At 75.2% G+C, this 15,351-nt stretch carries 16 protein-coding genes; 3 read left to right on the top strand and 13 right to left on the bottom strand.

All coding sequences use genetic code 11. The features are described 5' to 3' along the window. Positions 1–125 precede the first annotated feature (125 nt). Positions 126–893 (bottom strand): type I methionyl aminopeptidase, encoded by a 768-nt coding sequence (gene map / locus F0L17_RS01165; RefSeq protein ID WP_155069350.1) that lies wholly within the window; start codon positions 891–893, stop codon positions 126–128. A 61-nt stretch (positions 894–954) separates the two neighbouring features. Here map and F0L17_RS01160 point away from each other — a divergent pair, with 61 nt between their 5' ends. The 3 genes from F0L17_RS01160 (at position 955) to F0L17_RS01150 (ending at position 3,667) form a co-directional block, all read left to right on the top strand. After that, a complete protein-coding gene (locus F0L17_RS01160; protein ID WP_155069349.1) occupies positions 955–1,230 on the top strand; it encodes a helix-turn-helix domain-containing protein in 276 nt (91 codons plus the stop codon). A gap of 156 nt (positions 1,231–1,386) precedes the next feature. Beyond that, positions 1,387–2,331, top strand: coding sequence for an RNA polymerase sigma-70 factor (locus F0L17_RS01155; RefSeq protein WP_155069348.1), 945 nt, complete (start codon positions 1,387–1,389; stop codon positions 2,329–2,331). A 136-nt stretch (positions 2,332–2,467) separates the two neighbouring features. Beyond that, positions 2,468–3,667: an NAD(P)/FAD-dependent oxidoreductase gene (locus F0L17_RS01150; RefSeq protein WP_155069347.1), complete on the top strand. Its 1,200-nt coding sequence runs from the start codon at positions 2,468–2,470 to the stop codon at positions 3,665–3,667. Between the two features lie 70 nt (positions 3,668–3,737). Here the strand turns inward: F0L17_RS01150 and F0L17_RS27290 are convergent, their stop codons facing one another. The 12 genes from F0L17_RS27290 to F0L17_RS01090 all read right to left on the bottom strand — a co-directional run bounded on the left by F0L17_RS27290 (position 3,738) and on the right by F0L17_RS01090 (position 15,332). After that, on the bottom strand, positions 3,738–4,451 hold the full coding sequence (locus F0L17_RS27290) for a zinc ribbon domain-containing protein (RefSeq protein WP_338017905.1): 714 nt from the start codon (positions 4,449–4,451) through the stop codon (positions 3,738–3,740). 544 nt (positions 4,452–4,995) lie between these two features. After that, positions 4,996–5,559, bottom strand: a complete 564-nt coding sequence (locus F0L17_RS01140; protein ID WP_155069345.1) for a phage tail protein — start codon at positions 5,557–5,559, stop codon at positions 4,996–4,998. Then, positions 5,556–7,514 carry a putative baseplate assembly protein gene (locus F0L17_RS01135; RefSeq protein ID WP_155069344.1) on the bottom strand — a complete coding sequence of 653 codons (1,959 nt, stop codon included), beginning with the start codon at positions 7,512–7,514 and terminating at the stop codon, positions 5,556–5,558. The genes F0L17_RS01140 and F0L17_RS01135 overlap by 4 nt, the downstream gene beginning before the upstream one ends. Next, positions 7,514–7,936 carry a GPW/gp25 family protein gene (locus tag F0L17_RS01130; protein ID WP_155069343.1) on the bottom strand — a complete coding sequence of 141 codons (423 nt, stop codon included), beginning with the start codon at positions 7,934–7,936 and terminating at the stop codon, positions 7,514–7,516. Before F0L17_RS01130 ends, F0L17_RS01135 begins: the two co-directional genes overlap by 1 nt. After that, positions 7,936–8,253, bottom strand: coding sequence for a PAAR domain-containing protein (locus tag F0L17_RS01125; RefSeq protein WP_155069342.1), 318 nt, complete (start codon positions 8,251–8,253; stop codon positions 7,936–7,938). The genes F0L17_RS01130 and F0L17_RS01125 overlap by 1 nt, the downstream gene beginning before the upstream one ends. A 10-nt stretch (positions 8,254–8,263) precedes the next feature. Beyond that, positions 8,264–10,087 carry a VgrG-related protein gene (locus F0L17_RS01120; protein ID WP_162465637.1) on the bottom strand — a complete coding sequence of 608 codons (1,824 nt, stop codon included), beginning with the start codon at positions 10,085–10,087 and terminating at the stop codon, positions 8,264–8,266. Beyond that, on the bottom strand, positions 10,084–10,806 hold the full coding sequence (locus tag F0L17_RS01115) for a CIS tube protein (protein WP_155069341.1): 723 nt from the start codon (positions 10,804–10,806) through the stop codon (positions 10,084–10,086). The genes F0L17_RS01120 and F0L17_RS01115 overlap by 4 nt, the downstream gene beginning before the upstream one ends. 57 nt (positions 10,807–10,863) lie before the next feature. Further along, positions 10,864–11,289, bottom strand: a complete 426-nt coding sequence (locus F0L17_RS01110; protein ID WP_155069340.1) for a phage tail protein — start codon at positions 11,287–11,289, stop codon at positions 10,864–10,866. A gap of 24 nt (positions 11,290–11,313) precedes the next feature. Then, a complete protein-coding gene (locus F0L17_RS01105) occupies positions 11,314–11,688 on the bottom strand; it encodes a hypothetical protein (RefSeq protein WP_155069339.1) in 375 nt (124 codons plus the stop codon). A gap of 2,557 nt (positions 11,689–14,245) precedes the next feature. After that, entirely contained in the window at positions 14,246–14,404 is a 159-nt protein-coding gene (locus F0L17_RS26915) for a DUF6760 family protein (protein WP_164497197.1), read from the bottom strand. Then, positions 14,401–14,898 carry a zinc-ribbon domain-containing protein gene (locus tag F0L17_RS01095; RefSeq protein ID WP_155069337.1) on the bottom strand — a complete coding sequence of 166 codons (498 nt, stop codon included), beginning with the start codon at positions 14,896–14,898 and terminating at the stop codon, positions 14,401–14,403. Before F0L17_RS01095 ends, F0L17_RS26915 begins: the two co-directional genes overlap by 4 nt. Next, on the bottom strand, positions 14,895–15,332 hold the full coding sequence (locus F0L17_RS01090; RefSeq protein ID WP_155069336.1) for a phage tail protein: 438 nt from the start codon (positions 15,330–15,332) through the stop codon (positions 14,895–14,897). The genes F0L17_RS01095 and F0L17_RS01090 overlap by 4 nt, the downstream gene beginning before the upstream one ends. Between the last annotated feature and the right edge of the window lie 19 nt (positions 15,333–15,351).

The following is a 15,351-nucleotide window of genomic DNA, read 5'->3' as shown; positions in this document are numbered from 1 at the left end:
GCCGGAACGGCTCGAATGGTCACGACCGGACGCTCGCCACTGTCCTTCACGGAAACCCCGTCGGGCAAGGGGCACCCCCGCCGGACGGCGGGGGCGCCCCTTGCCGGGAACGGGTGGATCCGAGGTCAGGGCAGGGTGAGGATGCGGGGGCCGTCCTCGGTGATGGCGACGGTGTGTTCGAAGTGGGCGGCTCGGCTGCCGTCGATCGTGCGCAGGGTCCATCCGTCGGGGTCGGTGCGGTAGTCGTCGCGTCCTCCGGCCATGAGCATGGGTTCGATGGCGAGGGTGAGGCCGGGGCGCAGGGGGAAGCCGCGGCCGGGGCGCCCGTGGTTGGGGACGTGGGGGTCCTCGTGCATCCGGCGGCCGATGCCGTGGCCGCCGAAGTCGGCCGGCATGCCGCAGCCGGCCTTGCGGGCGACCGTGCCGACGGCATGGGAGATGTCGCCGATGCGACGGCCGACGGTGGCGGCGGCGATGCCGGCGTCCAGGGCCCGCTGGGTGGCGGCGACGAGTTCGAGGTCGGCGGGGCGGGGGGTGCCGACGGTGAAGCTGATCGCGGCGTCGCCGGTCCAGCCGTCGAGTTCGGCTCCGCAGTCGACGCCGACCAGGTCGCCGTCGCGCAGGCGACAGTCGTCGGGGATGCCGTGCGAGATGGCGTCGTTCACGGAGACGCAGATCACGGCGGGGAAGGGGGTCGGGGCGAAGGAGGGCCGGTAGCCCAGGAACGGGGAGCGTGCCCCGGCCTCGGTGAGGACGGTGCGGGCGACTTCGTCGAGCTCGCGCAGGCGGACGCCCACAGCCGCCGCCGCGCGGACGGCCGCGAGTGCGTGGGCCACGACGCGGCCGGCTTCCCGCATCGCCTCCAGTGCCGTGTCGGTCTTGATCTCCACCATGTGCCGTGACTCCCGCCGTGCGATGCTGCCCAATACTTATACCGGTATTAGTATCACGGGCATGGTGAGAGTTCCCTTGAGTCCGCAGGAGCGGCGACGTGGAGAGCGCTTCGGGGCCCTGCTCCGCCAGGCCCGCGGTGACCGCAGCATGGTCGACGTGGCAGCGGCGGCCGGGGTGTCCGCCGAAACCCTCCGCAAGATCGAGACCGGCCGAGCCCCGACCCCGGCCTTCTTCACCGTGGCGGCCCTGGCCCACGTCCTGCACCTGTCGCTCGACGACCTGGCCGCCGCCTGTGCGGAAGGCACCGAAAACGGTGAGCGGGCCATGTCGGCGTGACCGCCGGGCGCGTGCCGACCGGCCGAGGACCGGATGGCCTCGACGCGGCACGGCTCGGACACGTGCGTCGGTCCCCGAAGGGGTTCGAGCGCCGGCCGCTTCGGCGGCCCCGGTGCCTCGTCGTCGACCGTGCACGGGCCCGTTAGGATCCGGGGCATGCCGCTGACCCCGAAGGACGTGGACCGGTTCGAGGCCGCCAGGCCCCGTCTGGAGGCCATCGCCTACCGCCTCCTCGGCTCCGCGAGCGAGGCCGAGGACGCCGTGCAGGAGACCTTCCTGCGCTGGCAGGCCGCCGACGTCGAGCGCATCGAGGTCCCCGCGGCCTGGCTGACGAAGGTGCTCACCAACCTGTGCCTCAATCAGCTCGCCTCGGCCCGCGCGCGGCGCGAGACCTACGTGGGCCAGTGGCTCCCCGAACCGCTGCTCGACGGGGACCCGATGCTCGGCCCGGCCGACACCGCCGAACAGCGCGAGTCGGTCTCGTACGCCGTCCTCACCCTCATGGAGCGGCTGTCCCCCAACGAGCGGGCGGTGTACGTGCTGCGGGAGGCCTTCGACTACCCGCACCGGGAGATCGCCGAGATCCTCGACCTCACCGAGGCCGCCAGCCAGCAGCTCCTCCACCGCGCCAGGAAGCACATCACGGACGGCAAGGCCCGCACCGAGACCGACGAGGCCGCCGCCCGGCGGATCGTCGACGAGTTCCTGGCGGCCGCCACCAGTGGGAAGATCGAGCCGCTCGTGCGGCTGCTCACCGCCGACGCCGTCTCGATCGGCGACGGCGGCGGGAAGATCCCGGCCCGTCCCAAGCCGGTCGAGGGTGCCCTCGCGGTCGCCAAGTTCATGCGGGGCCTGCTCAAGCCCGCACGGTCCAAGCGCGCCCTGGTCGGCGGTTCACCCGAGATCCACGTCGCGACCGCCAACGGCGGCCCCGCCGTCGTGGCGGTCGTCGACGGCCGGGTCGTCGGTGTCATGTGCCTGGAGATCACCCCCGAGGGCATCGCCGCGCTCCGCAACCAGGCCAACCCCGACAAGCTCGAACGCGCGACCGAGGCGTGGGCGTCCGCCGATCACGGGGAACCCCTGTTCCGCGTCTTCTGACCTCGGTGTGAGGCGCTTCCGAGCCCACTGTGAGCCGCCTCACAGAGCGTTCCTGTCAGGAAACGGCGCGCTGCCCGGTTCAAGGGGCGAAACCGCTCGGGACGAGCGACGGGCCCCCGCAGACAGGAGCAGGAAAATGCAGCACCGCATCACCGTTCTCGGCGCCGGCTACACCGGAGCCACCGTGGCCGGCCGCCTCGCCAGGCGGCTGCACCGCGACGACGTCGCCATCACCCTCGTCAACGCCGAGCCCGACTTCGTCGAGCGCGTCCGGACGCACCAACTCGCGGTCGGTCAGGACCTGAGGTCCCGGTCCCTCGGCGAGATGTTCGCGGGCACCGGCGTCGAACCGAGGACCGCCGAGGTCACCGGTGTCGATGTCGACCGCGGGACCGTCGCCGTCGTCGACGCGGACGGCGACGCCGAGGAGGTGGGGTACGACACCCTCGTGTACGCCCTCGGCAGCGGTTGGAACGACCAGGGCGTGCCCGGCGTCGCCGAGCACGCCTACGAGATCGCGAGCCGGTCCGGGGCGCTCCGCCTGCGCGAGCGGCTGGCCGGTCTGGACGCCGGGCAGCCCGTGGTCGTCGTCGGCGGTGGTCTCACCGGGCTGGAGGCCGCGACCGAGATCGCCGAGGCCCGCCCGGACCTCGCGGTCGCCCTCGCCGCTCGCGACGCCCTCGGCGACCGGCTCTCGGACAAGGGCCGTGGGCACCTGCGGAAGGTCTTCGGCAAGCTCGGTGTGACCGTGTACGAGCACACCACCGTCACCGGCGTCGAGGCCGACCGCGTCACCACCGCCGACGGCAGGGTCGTCCCGGCCGCGGTCACCGTGTGGACCACCGGCTTCGCGGTCCACCCGATCGCGCGGGCCACCACCCTGGAAGTCACCGACACGGGCCGGATCGTGGTCGACGTGACCATGCGCTCGGTCTCGCACCCGGACGTGTACGCCGTCGGCGACGCGGCCCTGGCGATGGGTCCGGGCGACAAGCCGCTGCGGATGTCGTGCGCCTCGGGCCTTCCCACCGCGTGGCAGGCCGCCGACGCCATCGCGGCGCGCCTGACCGGCGGAAAGCTCCCGAACGTGCCGATCCGCTATTTCAACCAGTGCGTCTCGCTGGGCCGCAAGGAAGGCCTGATCCAGTACGTCACCGCCGACGACCGAGCCGTCGGCGCGGCCCTGACCGGGCGGCTCGCCGCCGTCTACAAGGAGCTCGTCTGCAAGGGCGCCGCCTGGGGCGTCGCCCACCCGACCCTCGGCCTGCCGACGCGCCGCCGCCGCGTCGCACGACAGGCGGCCCGGTCGGGCTCGGCCGTCGGGGCGTCGGCCTGACACGCACGGCGAAGCCGGCGTCCGTGACGCGGGGTGCGCCCGCTCTCGGCCTTGCCGACCGGGTGCCGGATCAGCCTCTCCGGAAGAACTCCACCTCGCCCAGGGCCAGATGACGGCCCGTGGTCAGGCCGACGGCCGAGCGCAGGACCAGGCGCACCGTCTTCACGTCGCTGATCCCGGTGGGGATCGTCTGTGGGCCCGGTTTGTCGCTGAGGACGAGTTCCTCGTGGTGTTCCGTGCCGTCCTGTGTCGTCACCTCCATCTCCAGGCGGAGCGCGCGTGCCTGGCGGGCGTAGTCCTCCGGAGACGTGGACGCGCCGTTGGTGACGATCAGGTCGACCAACCGGAACGGTTCGCGGAAGGTGTAGGTGATGGAGGCGCCCGGCGCGGGCGCGCCCCAGTAGCGGTTGCTCAACCCGTCCGTGGTGTTCGTCGCCGGGTGCCCGGATACCTCGGCGCTCGCCTCGGTGGCCGCCGGGGTCACGGGCTTGGCCCCGCTCAGTTTGTCCCGGGTGTCCTCGAGCAGGGCGCGTCCGGCCGGCAGCAGCAGGAAACCGCCCGCGCACAGAGCCACCACCACGGTCAGGATCACCAGCAGCCGCACCGCCCGGCCCGAGTGCGCCCGCACCCGGCGGCGGGGCGGCCACAGGGTCCGCCACCACGGCAGCGCGGCGGGCGCGGCGGTGGGGACCAGCACGGTCGCGCAGCGCCGGCAGAACCGGCGGTCCGGCGGGTTGGGCGTGCCGCAGGTGGGGCAGGGCGCCCCCGCCGCCACGTCCGGCACCGCCGCGGACCGTACGACGGGGCGCGGGGCCACCGGCTTCGCGGGGCGTACGGGCAGTACGGGGTCCGGCGCCGGTGCCTCGCCGGCGGGGACGGCCGGGGGCCGGGGGCCGGACTCGTTCCGGGGAGCCGGAGGACGCGGGGCGGTGGAGGGTGACGCCGCGGTTCGGGCCCGCGGTGGCCGCGCCCCCGCCCCGGGCCCGGCGGGCCCGGACCCGGAAGGTCCCGACGCCGCGGTGGGAGGAGCTTCGTCGCCGGCGGCGCTCCCCCCGGCGTCGGCGGTCGGCCGGCGCGCGGGGACGGGAGGCCCGGTGCGGGCGTCGTCGGGGCCTGCCTGCGGGGGAGGGGGCGCGGTCTCCTCCCGGCCGGGCCCGTCCGCCGGGGGCGGCGCGGGCGCCGGGGCGGGGTCCGGCGGGGCCGGGGGCTTCGAAGACGTGCTCGGGACCGGCGGGGTGTGCGACCAGCCCAGGTACGTGCCGCAGTTGCCGCAGAAGTCGTCCCCCGGGTCGTTGGACGCCCCGCACGTGGGGCACGCGCGCATGACGTCATCTCCCTTCGTCGGCGGGCGGGCCGGGCAGGAACTCCACCCGACAGACGGTGTGCACCGGGCACATGGCCCGGACGATCTCGCGGACCCGGTCCGGGTCCACCCGCGTCCCGCGGCCCGGCCACACCCGGACCAGGACCTCGGCGGGGGGTTCCGGCGGGAGGTCGGCACCGGCGGTGCTCGACCACGCCGCGCCGCCGTCCCCGGTCACCTCGGCGTGCACGCCGAGCGCCAACCGCAGGCCCTCGACCAGACCGCGCCGGGTACCGCGCCACCGGTGCAACTCCACCGCGCGGACGATCGCCTCGCGGCGCGACTCCACGGGCCACTGCGGGTCGTCGACGGCCCCCACCCACGACGCCAGCCAGGCCAGGAAGTCGACCGGGGCCACCCGGGGATCGAGGTAGGCGGGCAGGTTGTCGAGAGTCGCGAAGACCGGTGCGAGAACGGTGTCGAGCCCGGCGGTGAACCGCTGCGCCAGGTCGTCGTCGGCGTACAGGCCGGGCAACTGCTCGCCGATCGGGTGCCTGCTCGGCAGATCGGGTACGGCGGCGCGGCTCATCCCCGTCCTCCCGGCTCGGCGGCCGTGACGACCACCTGGTGTTGGTAGGAGAAGACCAGCGCGCCCACGGCCACGTCGACGCGGTCGGCCGGCGCGCCGCGCCGCCCGGTGATCGGGTCGGCGGGGAACAGCCGGACGTCCTCCACCAGCGCGTCGCCGCCGGCGCGCTGCAGCACGCCGAACACCTCCCCGTACTGCACCGGCCGTCCGAACGGCCACCCGGTGCCGTCCGGACCGCCGTGCAGCGGATCGAGGTACCGGTACAGCGCGGTGAGCGCCGCGTCGCGCACCCGGTCGGTGTCGCCCGGTGCCGCCGTGAGCCGGGCCACCACGGTGACGCCCTGGTAGACCGGTGGCTCCACCACGAGGCGGGTGCCGATCAGGCGCCGCTCGTCGAGGCTCGCGGTGATCGCCCGGAGCACCTGGTCGGAGGGGATCAGCTGTTCGAAGCGGAGCCGGTCGCCCTCGTCGGCGACCGCGTCCGGCACCACCAGGACCCGTACCGCGCCCGCGCCGTCCGCGGCGGGCAGGCAGCGGACCCGGCGCACCGAGGGGGCGGCCTGGCGACCGATGATCTCGTAGTCCTCGGCGGTCACCGCGCGCTCCTGCATCCGCAGCGCGTCCGGCGCCCGCAACTTGGCGTTGGCGACGGTCTCGCCGGCGACGCCGCCGCGCGCCGCCTCCCGGTTGACGACCCGCGCGACGTACGGAACGGAGCTGCGCAGCACGGAGATCGCCCCGCGGGCGACGTTGCCCGCCGGGCCGCCGCCGGTGCGGTAGCGGGCCACCCGCACCCGGGCCCCCTTGGGCGGCACGGCACCGCACTGCCGCAGCGTGCCGTCCGGTTCGCGCAGCGTGGGAGGGAAGCCGAACTCGCCGGTGGTGGCGTCCACGCGGACGTGCCGGTCGGCGGGCCCGGAGCGGCCGAAGTGCTCCACCACCTCCCAGCGCTGCCATCCCTCGGCCGAGGACACCTCCACCACGGGGGGCTCGCCGTCGAGGAGGACCGGCGGGCGGCCGATCCGGAACGTCTGCCCCGCGACCCCCTCCGAGGTGCCGAGCGGCACGTCGGTCACGGTCTCGGCGTGCTCGACGGACATGGTGCCGCCCACGGTGAACACCGTCGCCTCGCGGACCGTCGGGGACTCCGAGTAGAACGGCTGGCCCGGCTCCGCGTCGGTGACGCGGCAGCGCAGCCAGCCGGCCCGCGTCCCGCCGACCACGGACGCCGTGTGACCGGCCGGTACGTGCACGACGACCTCGCCGGGCCGGTTGAGTCCACCGGTGGTGTCCGTGCCGACCTCGCACACCTGCCAACCGCCGCCGTCCCAGGCCTCCCACACGAGCGGGGGCTGGCGCGGGTCCACGCCGACGCCCTCCACGCGGCTGTCCAGGCGCACCGCGACGACGCAGCGGGGCACCGCCGTCGGCAGGCCGAACAGCAGCGCGTCGCCCGGCTCCGGTGTCGCCTGGAAGCAGGGCACGTCGCGGCCCTCGGCGAGCGTCCCGGTCCGGTCGGTCTGCTCACCGCTGCGGAACGCGGTCACCAGACGCGTCAACTCGCTGGGCACGATGTGCAGCACGTCCGTGGTCGTGAAGACCACGGCGTCGTCGGTCTCGCCGCGTGCGGTGGCCACTTCGGTGCCCGCGGGCAGCTCGACCGTGTCGGGCTGCGGCGCCGACAACCAGAAGTCCACCTCGGCCACGGCCGCGGCCGGCGGGAACAGGCGGATGCCCAGCAGGTCGAGGAACGCGACGTAGTTCTTGTCCGGGACCCGGTTCAGCCGGTACAGCAGCTGGTCCACGAGGTAGGCGAACGTCTCGATCAGGGTGACGCCCGGGTCGGAGACGTTGTGGTCGGTCCACTCCGGGGCGCGCTGCTGCACGTACCGCTTCGCCTCGTCGACGAGTTGCTGGAACCGCCGGTCGTCCAGGTTGGGGGAGGGCAGGGACATCAGTCGGCGCCCCGTCCCTCGGCCCCCTCGTCGGAGGGGATCGTGTAGAAGGGGAAGACCAGGTTGCGCCGGTCGTTGGTGGAACGCACGGTGTAGTGCACGTCGATGTAGAGGGTGCCGTCCTCGACGGCGTCGAAGGCGATCACCACCTCGTCCACCGCGATGCGCGGCTCCCACCGCTCCAGGGCCTCGCGCACCTGCTGCGCGACGCGTCCGGCGGTGGCGCCGTCGCCGGGGGCGAAGACGTGGTCGTGGATGCCGCAGCCGAACTCGGGACGCATGGGGCGCTCGCCGGGCGCGGTGCCGAGCACCAGGCGGATCGCCTCCTCGATCTCCCGCTCCTTCTCGACCATGCCGATCCCGCCGGTCGGCCCGACCCGCAGCGGGAACGCCCAGCCCCGGCCGATGAACCGCTCGCTCATCACACGCCCCCGATCAGGACGTTCGGGGCACCGGTCAGGATGGTCCCGGAGCACGCCGTGCGGTCGCCCGCCCGCGCGGCCGGCACCCCGCCGATGAGGACCGTGCCCGTGGCGAGCGCGGCCGGGTCGGGCAGCACCACATTGGCCGGCCCCAGGGCCGCGTGCGGTGGCATCGGGCAGGTGTGCAGGCTGCCGACGACGGCGGCGGGACGGCCGCCGATCAGCACCCGGGCCACCGCCGCGGCGGCGCCGGGCGGCGGGGTGGTGATCAGACCGCCGTGGCTGGTGGGATCACCGGTACGGGCTGCGGCTGGCATGTGGTGCTCCTTAGTTGATCCGGATGAGCCGGGCCTTGAGGACGCCCAGCAGGCCGCCGTCGACGGTGACGTCCGACCGGCCGGTGAGCCGCACCGACCGGCCGCCGACCGTCACCCCGTCCGTGCCGTCGATGTCCACCTGTCGGCCCCGCACGGTCACGTTGCCCGCCCGCGCGTCCAGCGTGATGCCGTCCTTGTCGAGCAGGACGGAGGTGAGGGGGCGACCCCGACCGGCGTACACCGTCAGCTCGATCCGGTCCCGCCGGTCGTCCAGGCGCACTTCGAGGCGTTCGTCACCGGTCCTCAGCCGCAGTCCGGACGGGCCCGGCGCCTTCGCGTCCAACAGCTCCACCCGGTGCCCCGAACGCGACACCACGGAACGGCGGTTGACCTGCCCGCTGGTGGTGTCGACCAGCGGGACGTCGTGGGGCGACGGCCGGTCCACGCCGTTGTAGAGCCCGCCGATGACGTACGGGCTGTCCAGCAGGCCCTGTTCGAACCCGACCAGGACCTCGTCGTTGACCTCCGGACTCACCACGCCCCCGCCCCCCTTGCCGCCCCACTGCACGGTGCGCACCCAGTCGGTGACGTAGCTGTCGTCCAGCCAGGGGAACTTCAGCCGCACCGCGCCGCGCTCGGCGCCGCCCGGCTCGCGTACGTCCGTCACCACGCCGATCGCCAGGCCCGGCATGCGCGGGCCGCGGTCCGGCGCGTTGGCGCCGGTCACCAGGCCCGTCAGGGAGCGGTCCGGGCTGGCGCTGACCCACACCGTCGTCCGGTACCCGCCGTGCGGCTCCAGGACGTGCTGCACCGCCGTGGCCGTGTAGCGGCCCGAGAACGCCTGACCGACGTTGCCGAGCGCCACGGGTCTGCCCGCCCGCAGCAGGGGATCGCCCTCGGCCACCGCCTCCAACTCGGCGAAGCCCGCGCCGACCCGGGCGGCCGTCGCGTCCGCGACGGCCGCCGTCTCGGCCTGGGTGCGGTACGGGGTGTCCGTGACGGTCAGTTTCGCCGACGCGCCGAACCGGGCGCTCAACGCCGGGCTCAGGCCCGGCTCCACCGTCTGGCTGGTCACCGACGGATGCCGGGCCACCAGCGGCCTCTTCGTGGTGACGTCCCAGCCGCGCACCTCCACCGACGCCGCCCCGTCCGCGGCCGAGAGCGAGGCCCGCAGTGCCAGCAGGTTCCGCCCGTACTCCAGCACCATCGGACTGCGGGTGGCCGGGGTCGACGGCGCGGGCGCGCCGGAGGCCTCCCGCGGCCGGGTGAACTGGAGCAGCCCCTTGTCGTCGACGCGTACCTGCGCGCCGCTCTCGCCCGCGAGGTACTGCAGGAAGTCCCAGTCGGAGACGTTCGCCTGCGAGAGCTGGCGGTAGGTGATCGGCGCGGCCTCCACGGTGCCGCAGGCCAGCCCGGCCCCCGCGGCCACCTTGCGGACGATCGCGGCCGCGGTCATGTTCCGGTACGCCACCACCTTGCGGCCCCGCTGGAGGCGGTGCGCCCTGGAGTAGGCGCGCACCACCGTGAACGAGCCGGTGCGGTCCCGGTCCACCTCCAGGGCCGTCACCTCGCCGTTGAACAGCCGTTCGCGGGCCCGCCCGTTCACGGTCACCACCGACACCCGCAGCGGGGTGCCGATGGTGACGCCGGTCGCCTTCAGGAACTCGTGGTCGGGATCGCGGAAGGTGAGCTGTGCCGCGTCGGGCAGGCCCACGTTCTCGTCCACCACGCAGCTCACCAGTTGGGTGGCCCAGACCCGCGGAAGTTCGGCGGGAGTCTCCACGACGGGGTCCGCCGCGAACGACCGGCCGCCCCGCGTCTCGGCTTTGCTCACCGCTCCTCCTCACCGGCCGAGTCCCGCAGCCCCGGCACCACCAGTTCGGTACCGGGCACGAGGGCCATCGGGTCGTCGATTCCGTTCGCCTCCGCGATCACCCGCCAGGCCGTCGCGTCGCCGTACTCCCGCCAGGCCAGCAGGGCCAGGCTGTCGCCCGCCACCACGGTGTGCGTGCTGCGGGCGGTGCGCGCGCCGGACGTCGGGTTCTGGCCCGCCGGGTCGACGCTCGCCTCCTCGATCGACAGCGCGCAGGTGGCCCGCAGCGGCCTGCCGTCCACGTCGAACAGGGTGTAGGTCACCGACAGGCTCGACAGCACCCCGTCGAACGAGGTGGTCCGCGCGGTGCCCCACTCGAACCGCACCCACGGGCTGGCCGGCTTCTTGCGCCCCAGGCTGACGGGGGTCGGCACGCACGCCTTCATCAGCTTCTCCACCGCCTGTTCCACGGAGTCGTCGTGGGTGGCGGTGGCGTCCAGGAAGACTTCGAGGCTCAGCTCGCGCGGGCCGCTGCCGACGAACTCGGGCAGCGCCGACTGCCCCGCCATCCGGGACGGGGTGCGCCGCCACTCGGTGGTCTTGCGCAGCTCCAGGGAGGAGGGGTTGAACTGGAGGTCGAGCCGTGCGATCACCCCGCCGGGCCTCGCGCCGACCGAGGCCGGGGGCTCCTTCAGGGTCAGCTGGGCCCTGGCCCGACTGGCGCGGACCGCTGGGGGCATGCCGGGAACCACCTTTCCGAGAGAGGACGCGTCCGGGGAATTGTTCGTGGGCGTGTGTCAGGAAGGCCGCAGCCCCTCGTGGGCGATCTCCAGGGTCTCCACCGCGGCCTGGGAGTCGGCGGGGTCGAAGGACGGTCCCTGCCAGCGCACCGGGACGATCCCGAACACCTGCCAGCTGATGATCCGGGTCAGGTCCGGCTTCAGCGCCACGATCTCGCCGTCCTTGGGCTCCACCCGCCGCAGCGTCTCGTCGAGCCAGCGGCCGATCTTCGCCGTATCGGCGGTGACCGGACGGGTGAGCGTGATGTTCGTCCAGGTCACGCGTCCGGGCAGGTTCCAGGTGAAGCCGTTGTTGCCGCCTTCGGCGTAGCTCTCCACCTCGACCTCGGCGCCCATGCCGGAGCAGGTGTGGAAGGCGCCCAGGTCGTTGCCGCCGATCGCGAGCCGGAAGAACACGCTCGTCGCGAAGATGCTGTCCGTCATCCGTCCGTTCTCCGTTCCGTGCCCTCAGCGGCGTCCGTCGTGGGGGCGGCCCGTGCGTTCCCGGCCGCGCCGCAGCTCGGTGCGGAGCAGCCGGGCCATCGGGTCGAGCAGGCGGCGCGCCAGGTCGTCCAGGTCGAGGCCGGGGTCCTGTGGCGTCTCGGCGTACCGGGCGGCGCCCCTGCCGGGGGCGGGCGACGCCGGGCCGGACGACGCCGGGCCGGACGACGCGGAGACCGACCGCGTCCGGTCGCGCACCGGCACCTCCTTGGCCGGCGCGCCCGTGGACACGGCGGCGCCGCCGGTGCCGGCGCTGTCGCGCTGGATCGGGGGTGCCGCCCGGCCGGCCCCGCCGTTCGCCGCCGGTCCGGGGCCCGGCGCGCCGGACCTCGGCCGGACCACGGGAACGTTCCCCACCGGTGCCGGCGCGGCCGGCGGACGGCTTGTGAGCGCCGGCGCCTGCGGGACGGTCGTGGGCAGGGGACGCGCCGGTACGGCGGCGGCCGGGGTGGCCGCCCCGGCCGCCACCGGGCGGGGTGGCTCGGGCCGGACGACCGGGACGTGCCGCCCCGGGGCCGGGGAGCCCGTCTCCCGTACGCCCGGGACCTCCGGTCCGGGGCGGGGGCGCGCGGACGTCCTCGCGGACGGCACGGGGCCGCCCGCGGGGCCGCCCGCGGGGGCGTCCGGTGCGCCGAGCCGGCGCACCGCCACCACGGGACGGTCGTCAAAGCGGGCGGCGGCGTGCGGTGCCACCCCTTCCGGGGCCCGGGTGCTCGGGGTGAGCGGGCGCGCGGCGAGCAGTGAGAGGGTGCGCGGCGCCGTCGGGGCGGAGTGTGCTCTGGGGCGGGGCACGGTGAGCGGGCGCGGGCGCGGGCGTGGGTCGGCTGGGCCGGGGGAGGGGGCGTCTTCGGTGCCTCCGGCCGTGGCCCGTGCGACGACGACCGGGCCCGGCGCGGCGGCGCCCGGGAGCCGGTGACCCCCGGAGTCCGGCCCGCCGGACTCCGTCCCGGGGCGTCGTGGGCTCCCCGCCGGGCCTTCCGGGGCTTTCCTGCCGTCCGTGCTCTCCGGGCCTTTCCCGCCGTCCGTGTCCGCGGCGCCTTCCGGTGCCGGGCGGTGGGGCACGGTGGCCGGGGACGGCGTCACCAGCGGCGTGGCGGGTCCGTTTCCGTGGCCCGCGGGACCGGGTGGTGCGGTGCCCCCGGTGGGGGAGTGGCCCGCGGGGCGGAGCCGACCGTCACCCACCCCCAGCAGCGACGCGTCCGCTCCGCCCCCTCCCGGCGCGAGGGGGGCGGTACGCGGAGCGACCCCGCCGGACGTCCGGCCGCGATCCGTCGTGGGCGGCGGCGCCGGAGCGCGCCGGAGGCTCGGGCCGGGCACCGTACGGGGGACGCGGGCGTCGGACGCGGTGGAACCGGGCAGGTCGGCGCTCGGCGGCAGCGCGGACAGCGGCGCGCCCAGACCACCGCGAGCGCGTGCCCCGGCGGGGCCGGGGATCCGGCGCGGTGCGTCGGCCGACGCGGCGGGGCCGGCCGGGGCGCCGTGGGCCGCTCGTCCCGCGTCGCCGTCGTACGGGCCGGGGGCGCCGGTCGTGCCCTCCGCGTGGCGTTGGACGACCGGTAGAGCAGGACCGGACGCGGATCCGTCGCCGGGCGCGGAACGCGGGGCGGGAGCGGCCTTTGGCGACGGCACGGCGGTGGAGGGGAGTTCGCTCGATGGGGCACCGAGGGGCGCGCGGCCATCCGCGCGTGGGGCGGCGCGCTGTGCGGAGGTGGTGGAGCGTGCCCCCGCCCCACCCGGTGCGGTCGTGCCGGAGGTGGGGTCGGGCGCGTCGGGGGAGGTGTCGTTGTCGGACGCCGGGACGGTGGCGGGCCGCAGGGCGAAGACGCGGCGCGCCGGTCCGGCCGGGTGCCGGGCGATGGTCAGCGAAGGCCCCGCCGGGCGGAGCCGGACGGTCGGACGGGGCACCTCGGAGCCGGAGGCGCGGGAGGCCCCTGGCCGCCCGCCGTCCCGAGCGGACCGCGGCTCCGCCGCCGTCGGGGCGTGCGTCCCGGCCGGCTCGGAGGGCGTGGGGCCTTCGGGGCCGGTCGGCGGCCGGGACGCACGCCCGGAGGCCGGTCCGGGTGTGCCGGAGGGCGTCTTCGAGGCGGACGGACCGGAGGCGGGCCGGGGCACCGCCCGGTCGGCGGCTGCGGTTGCGCTCGGGAGCACGGACACCCGTCGCACCAGTGGAATCTCCGAAGCGGCCGGTCGGGGACCGGCACCGGCGGGGAGCACGACCGGGCCGGTACCCGGCTCCGCGGTCCGTTGGACGGGGGAGGAGGAAGAAGAGAGGGAAGGGGAGGGGGAAGGGGAAGGAGAAGGGGAGAGGGAAGGGGAGGGGGAGAGCACGGCGGGGAGACCCGTGGACGGGAGATCACGGGTCCGGGGGACACCGCCCGAACGGTCTTCCGCCGCGGCACCGTTGTCGCCGGGACGCGGCACCGCCGGCTTCCGGCCGGAGCCCGCGTCCGCGGTCGGAGCGGCCGACGGCCGGGCCGGGCCGCCCGGGACGCCGGCGCCCGGTGTGCCGTCCCGCGGGTCGTCCACCCCCTGCGGGCGCAGCGCTCGCAGCAGCAGTGGCCCCCCGCCGGTGTGGGCGGGGCGCGGCGCGGCCGGGTGGGTGACGCCGCGCACCAGGCCGGTCGGGGCGGTGGGCAGCAGGGCGTGGCCGAGGCCGGTGTCGAACGACGGGTTCTGCCAGGCGGTGAGCCCCGCGCGGAAGGCGAGGCCGTCGCTGACGCCGAGCGGGGCGCGGGCCACGGTGAGCTCCGGCGGCGCGGTGCGGCGCCAGCCGCCGTCCCAGTCGCCGGGTACGGAGGCCCCCGGGGCGTCGGGCGCGCTCCGGTCCGGGCCGCCCCTGCCGGACGGACCGCCCGTTCCGGTGGCCCGGCGGCGCAGCCTGTCCCACCATGCCATGCGTTCAACCGCTTTCGTTGATACGGGTGTTGATGCGGGCGATCTCGGCCACCCACTGCTGTCGCTCACCGTGGGTCAGGTCGAGGATCTCCTCGCGTTGCCAGTGGAAGTGGTAGGCGATGTACGCGATCTCCTCCCGGAGCCGGGGGAGGGCGTACGTCACGATTCCCCCAGGCGCCCACCCGAGAGGTCGACCTCGAAGCCGCCCTCGCAGTGGGGGCAGGTCACCGCCGCGCGGGTGTGGCCCTCGCTGTTGACGCGGCGGTAGAAGTCCTGGAGGAAGGCGACGTCGGTGGCGTACATCCGTTCCACGATCCCGGCGTGCACATCGGTGATCGCGCCGATCCGGGTGATCACCTGGCTCAGCAGCACCACGCTCAGGTACGCCGGGTTCTCCTTGACCCGCAGGTCGATCTGGGGCCGCAACTCGTCGCGGGCGGTGGCCAGGCGCATCGCGCCGTGGCGGTGCACCGTGCCCGCCTCGTCCACGTATCCGCGCGGCAGCTCGAACTCGAACTCGGTGCGCAGACCGTGGTCCTCCCGTGCCGGTGGCGGGGCGGCGGCCGGGGGTGCCGCCGTCCGCCCGTCCGCCGGGGCGGGCGCCGTGGCCTGGAGGATCTCCTCCAGGTTGCCCGCCGTCACCGTACGACGCCTCATTCGACGACGATCTCCTCGAACACGATGGTGACGGTCTCGGTGGCCGCGGACGACTCGCCCGCCTTCAGGGACGGGCCCTCCCACTTGGAGGCCCAGCCCTGCATCAGCTGGATACGGCGGACCGTGGTGCCCTCACTGTCCATGATCTCGATGGTGAGGTTCTGGCGCGCGGTGTTGACGGCCCCGTTGTTCAGGGTCTCCTTGATCCAGTTGGTGAACTCGCTGCTCTGGTCGAGCCCCCGGGTGATCGTGATCTCGCCCGCCTTCCGGGCGCCGGGCTGCTTGCGGATGATCTGCTTGCCGTTGTTGACCTGGTGGACCTCGACCACGTCCTCCTCGACGGTCAGCCCGCTGATCTCCTGGACCGACTCGACCAGGTAGCCACCGAGCTGCACGCCGAAGACATGGGTGGAAAGAGCATCGCCCGTTGCCATGACTTTCTGTCACCTTCCC

The organism is Streptomyces taklimakanensis (genome assembly GCF_009709575.1).
Classification (GTDB): Bacteria; Actinomycetota; Actinomycetes; order Streptomycetales; family Streptomycetaceae; genus Streptomyces; species Streptomyces taklimakanensis.
Note: the sequence above shows the minus strand (reverse complement) of the source record. Positions and strands in the feature narration are given on the sequence as shown.

What these genes read in the sequence shown, in the direction of transcription:
- F0L17_RS01130 (WP_155069343.1), bottom strand. Translation starts at nt 7,936, where the DNA reads ATGAGCGAGCGGTTCATCGGCCGGGGCTGGGCGTTCCCGCTGCGGGTC.
- F0L17_RS01140 (WP_155069345.1), bottom strand. Translation starts at nt 5,559, where the DNA reads ATGAGCCGCGCCGCCGTACCCGATCTGCCGAGCAGGCACCCGATCGGC.
- F0L17_RS01155 (WP_155069348.1), top strand. Translation starts at nt 1,387, where the DNA reads ATGCCGCTGACCCCGAAGGACGTGGACCGGTTCGAGGCCGCCAGGCCC.
- F0L17_RS01135 (WP_155069344.1), bottom strand. Translation starts at nt 7,514, where the DNA reads ATGTCCCTGCCCTCCCCCAACCTGGACGACCGGCGGTTCCAGCAACTC.
- F0L17_RS01150 (WP_155069347.1), top strand. Translation starts at nt 2,468, where the DNA reads ATGCAGCACCGCATCACCGTTCTCGGCGCCGGCTACACCGGAGCCACC.
- F0L17_RS01110 (WP_155069340.1), bottom strand. Translation starts at nt 11,289, where the DNA reads ATGACGGACAGCATCTTCGCGACGAGCGTGTTCTTCCGGCTCGCGATC.
- F0L17_RS01095 (WP_155069337.1), bottom strand. Translation starts at nt 14,898, where the DNA reads ATGAGGCGTCGTACGGTGACGGCGGGCAACCTGGAGGAGATCCTCCAG.
- F0L17_RS01125 (WP_155069342.1), bottom strand. Translation starts at nt 8,253, where the DNA reads ATGCCAGCCGCAGCCCGTACCGGTGATCCCACCAGCCACGGCGGTCTG.
- map (WP_155069350.1), bottom strand. Translation starts at nt 893, where the DNA reads ATGGTGGAGATCAAGACCGACACGGCACTGGAGGCGATGCGGGAAGCC.
- F0L17_RS01090 (WP_155069336.1), bottom strand. Translation starts at nt 15,332, where the DNA reads ATGGCAACGGGCGATGCTCTTTCCACCCATGTCTTCGGCGTGCAGCTC.
- F0L17_RS01115 (WP_155069341.1), bottom strand. Translation starts at nt 10,806, where the DNA reads ATGCCCCCAGCGGTCCGCGCCAGTCGGGCCAGGGCCCAGCTGACCCTG.
- F0L17_RS01160 (WP_155069349.1), top strand. Translation starts at nt 955, where the DNA reads ATGGTGAGAGTTCCCTTGAGTCCGCAGGAGCGGCGACGTGGAGAGCGC.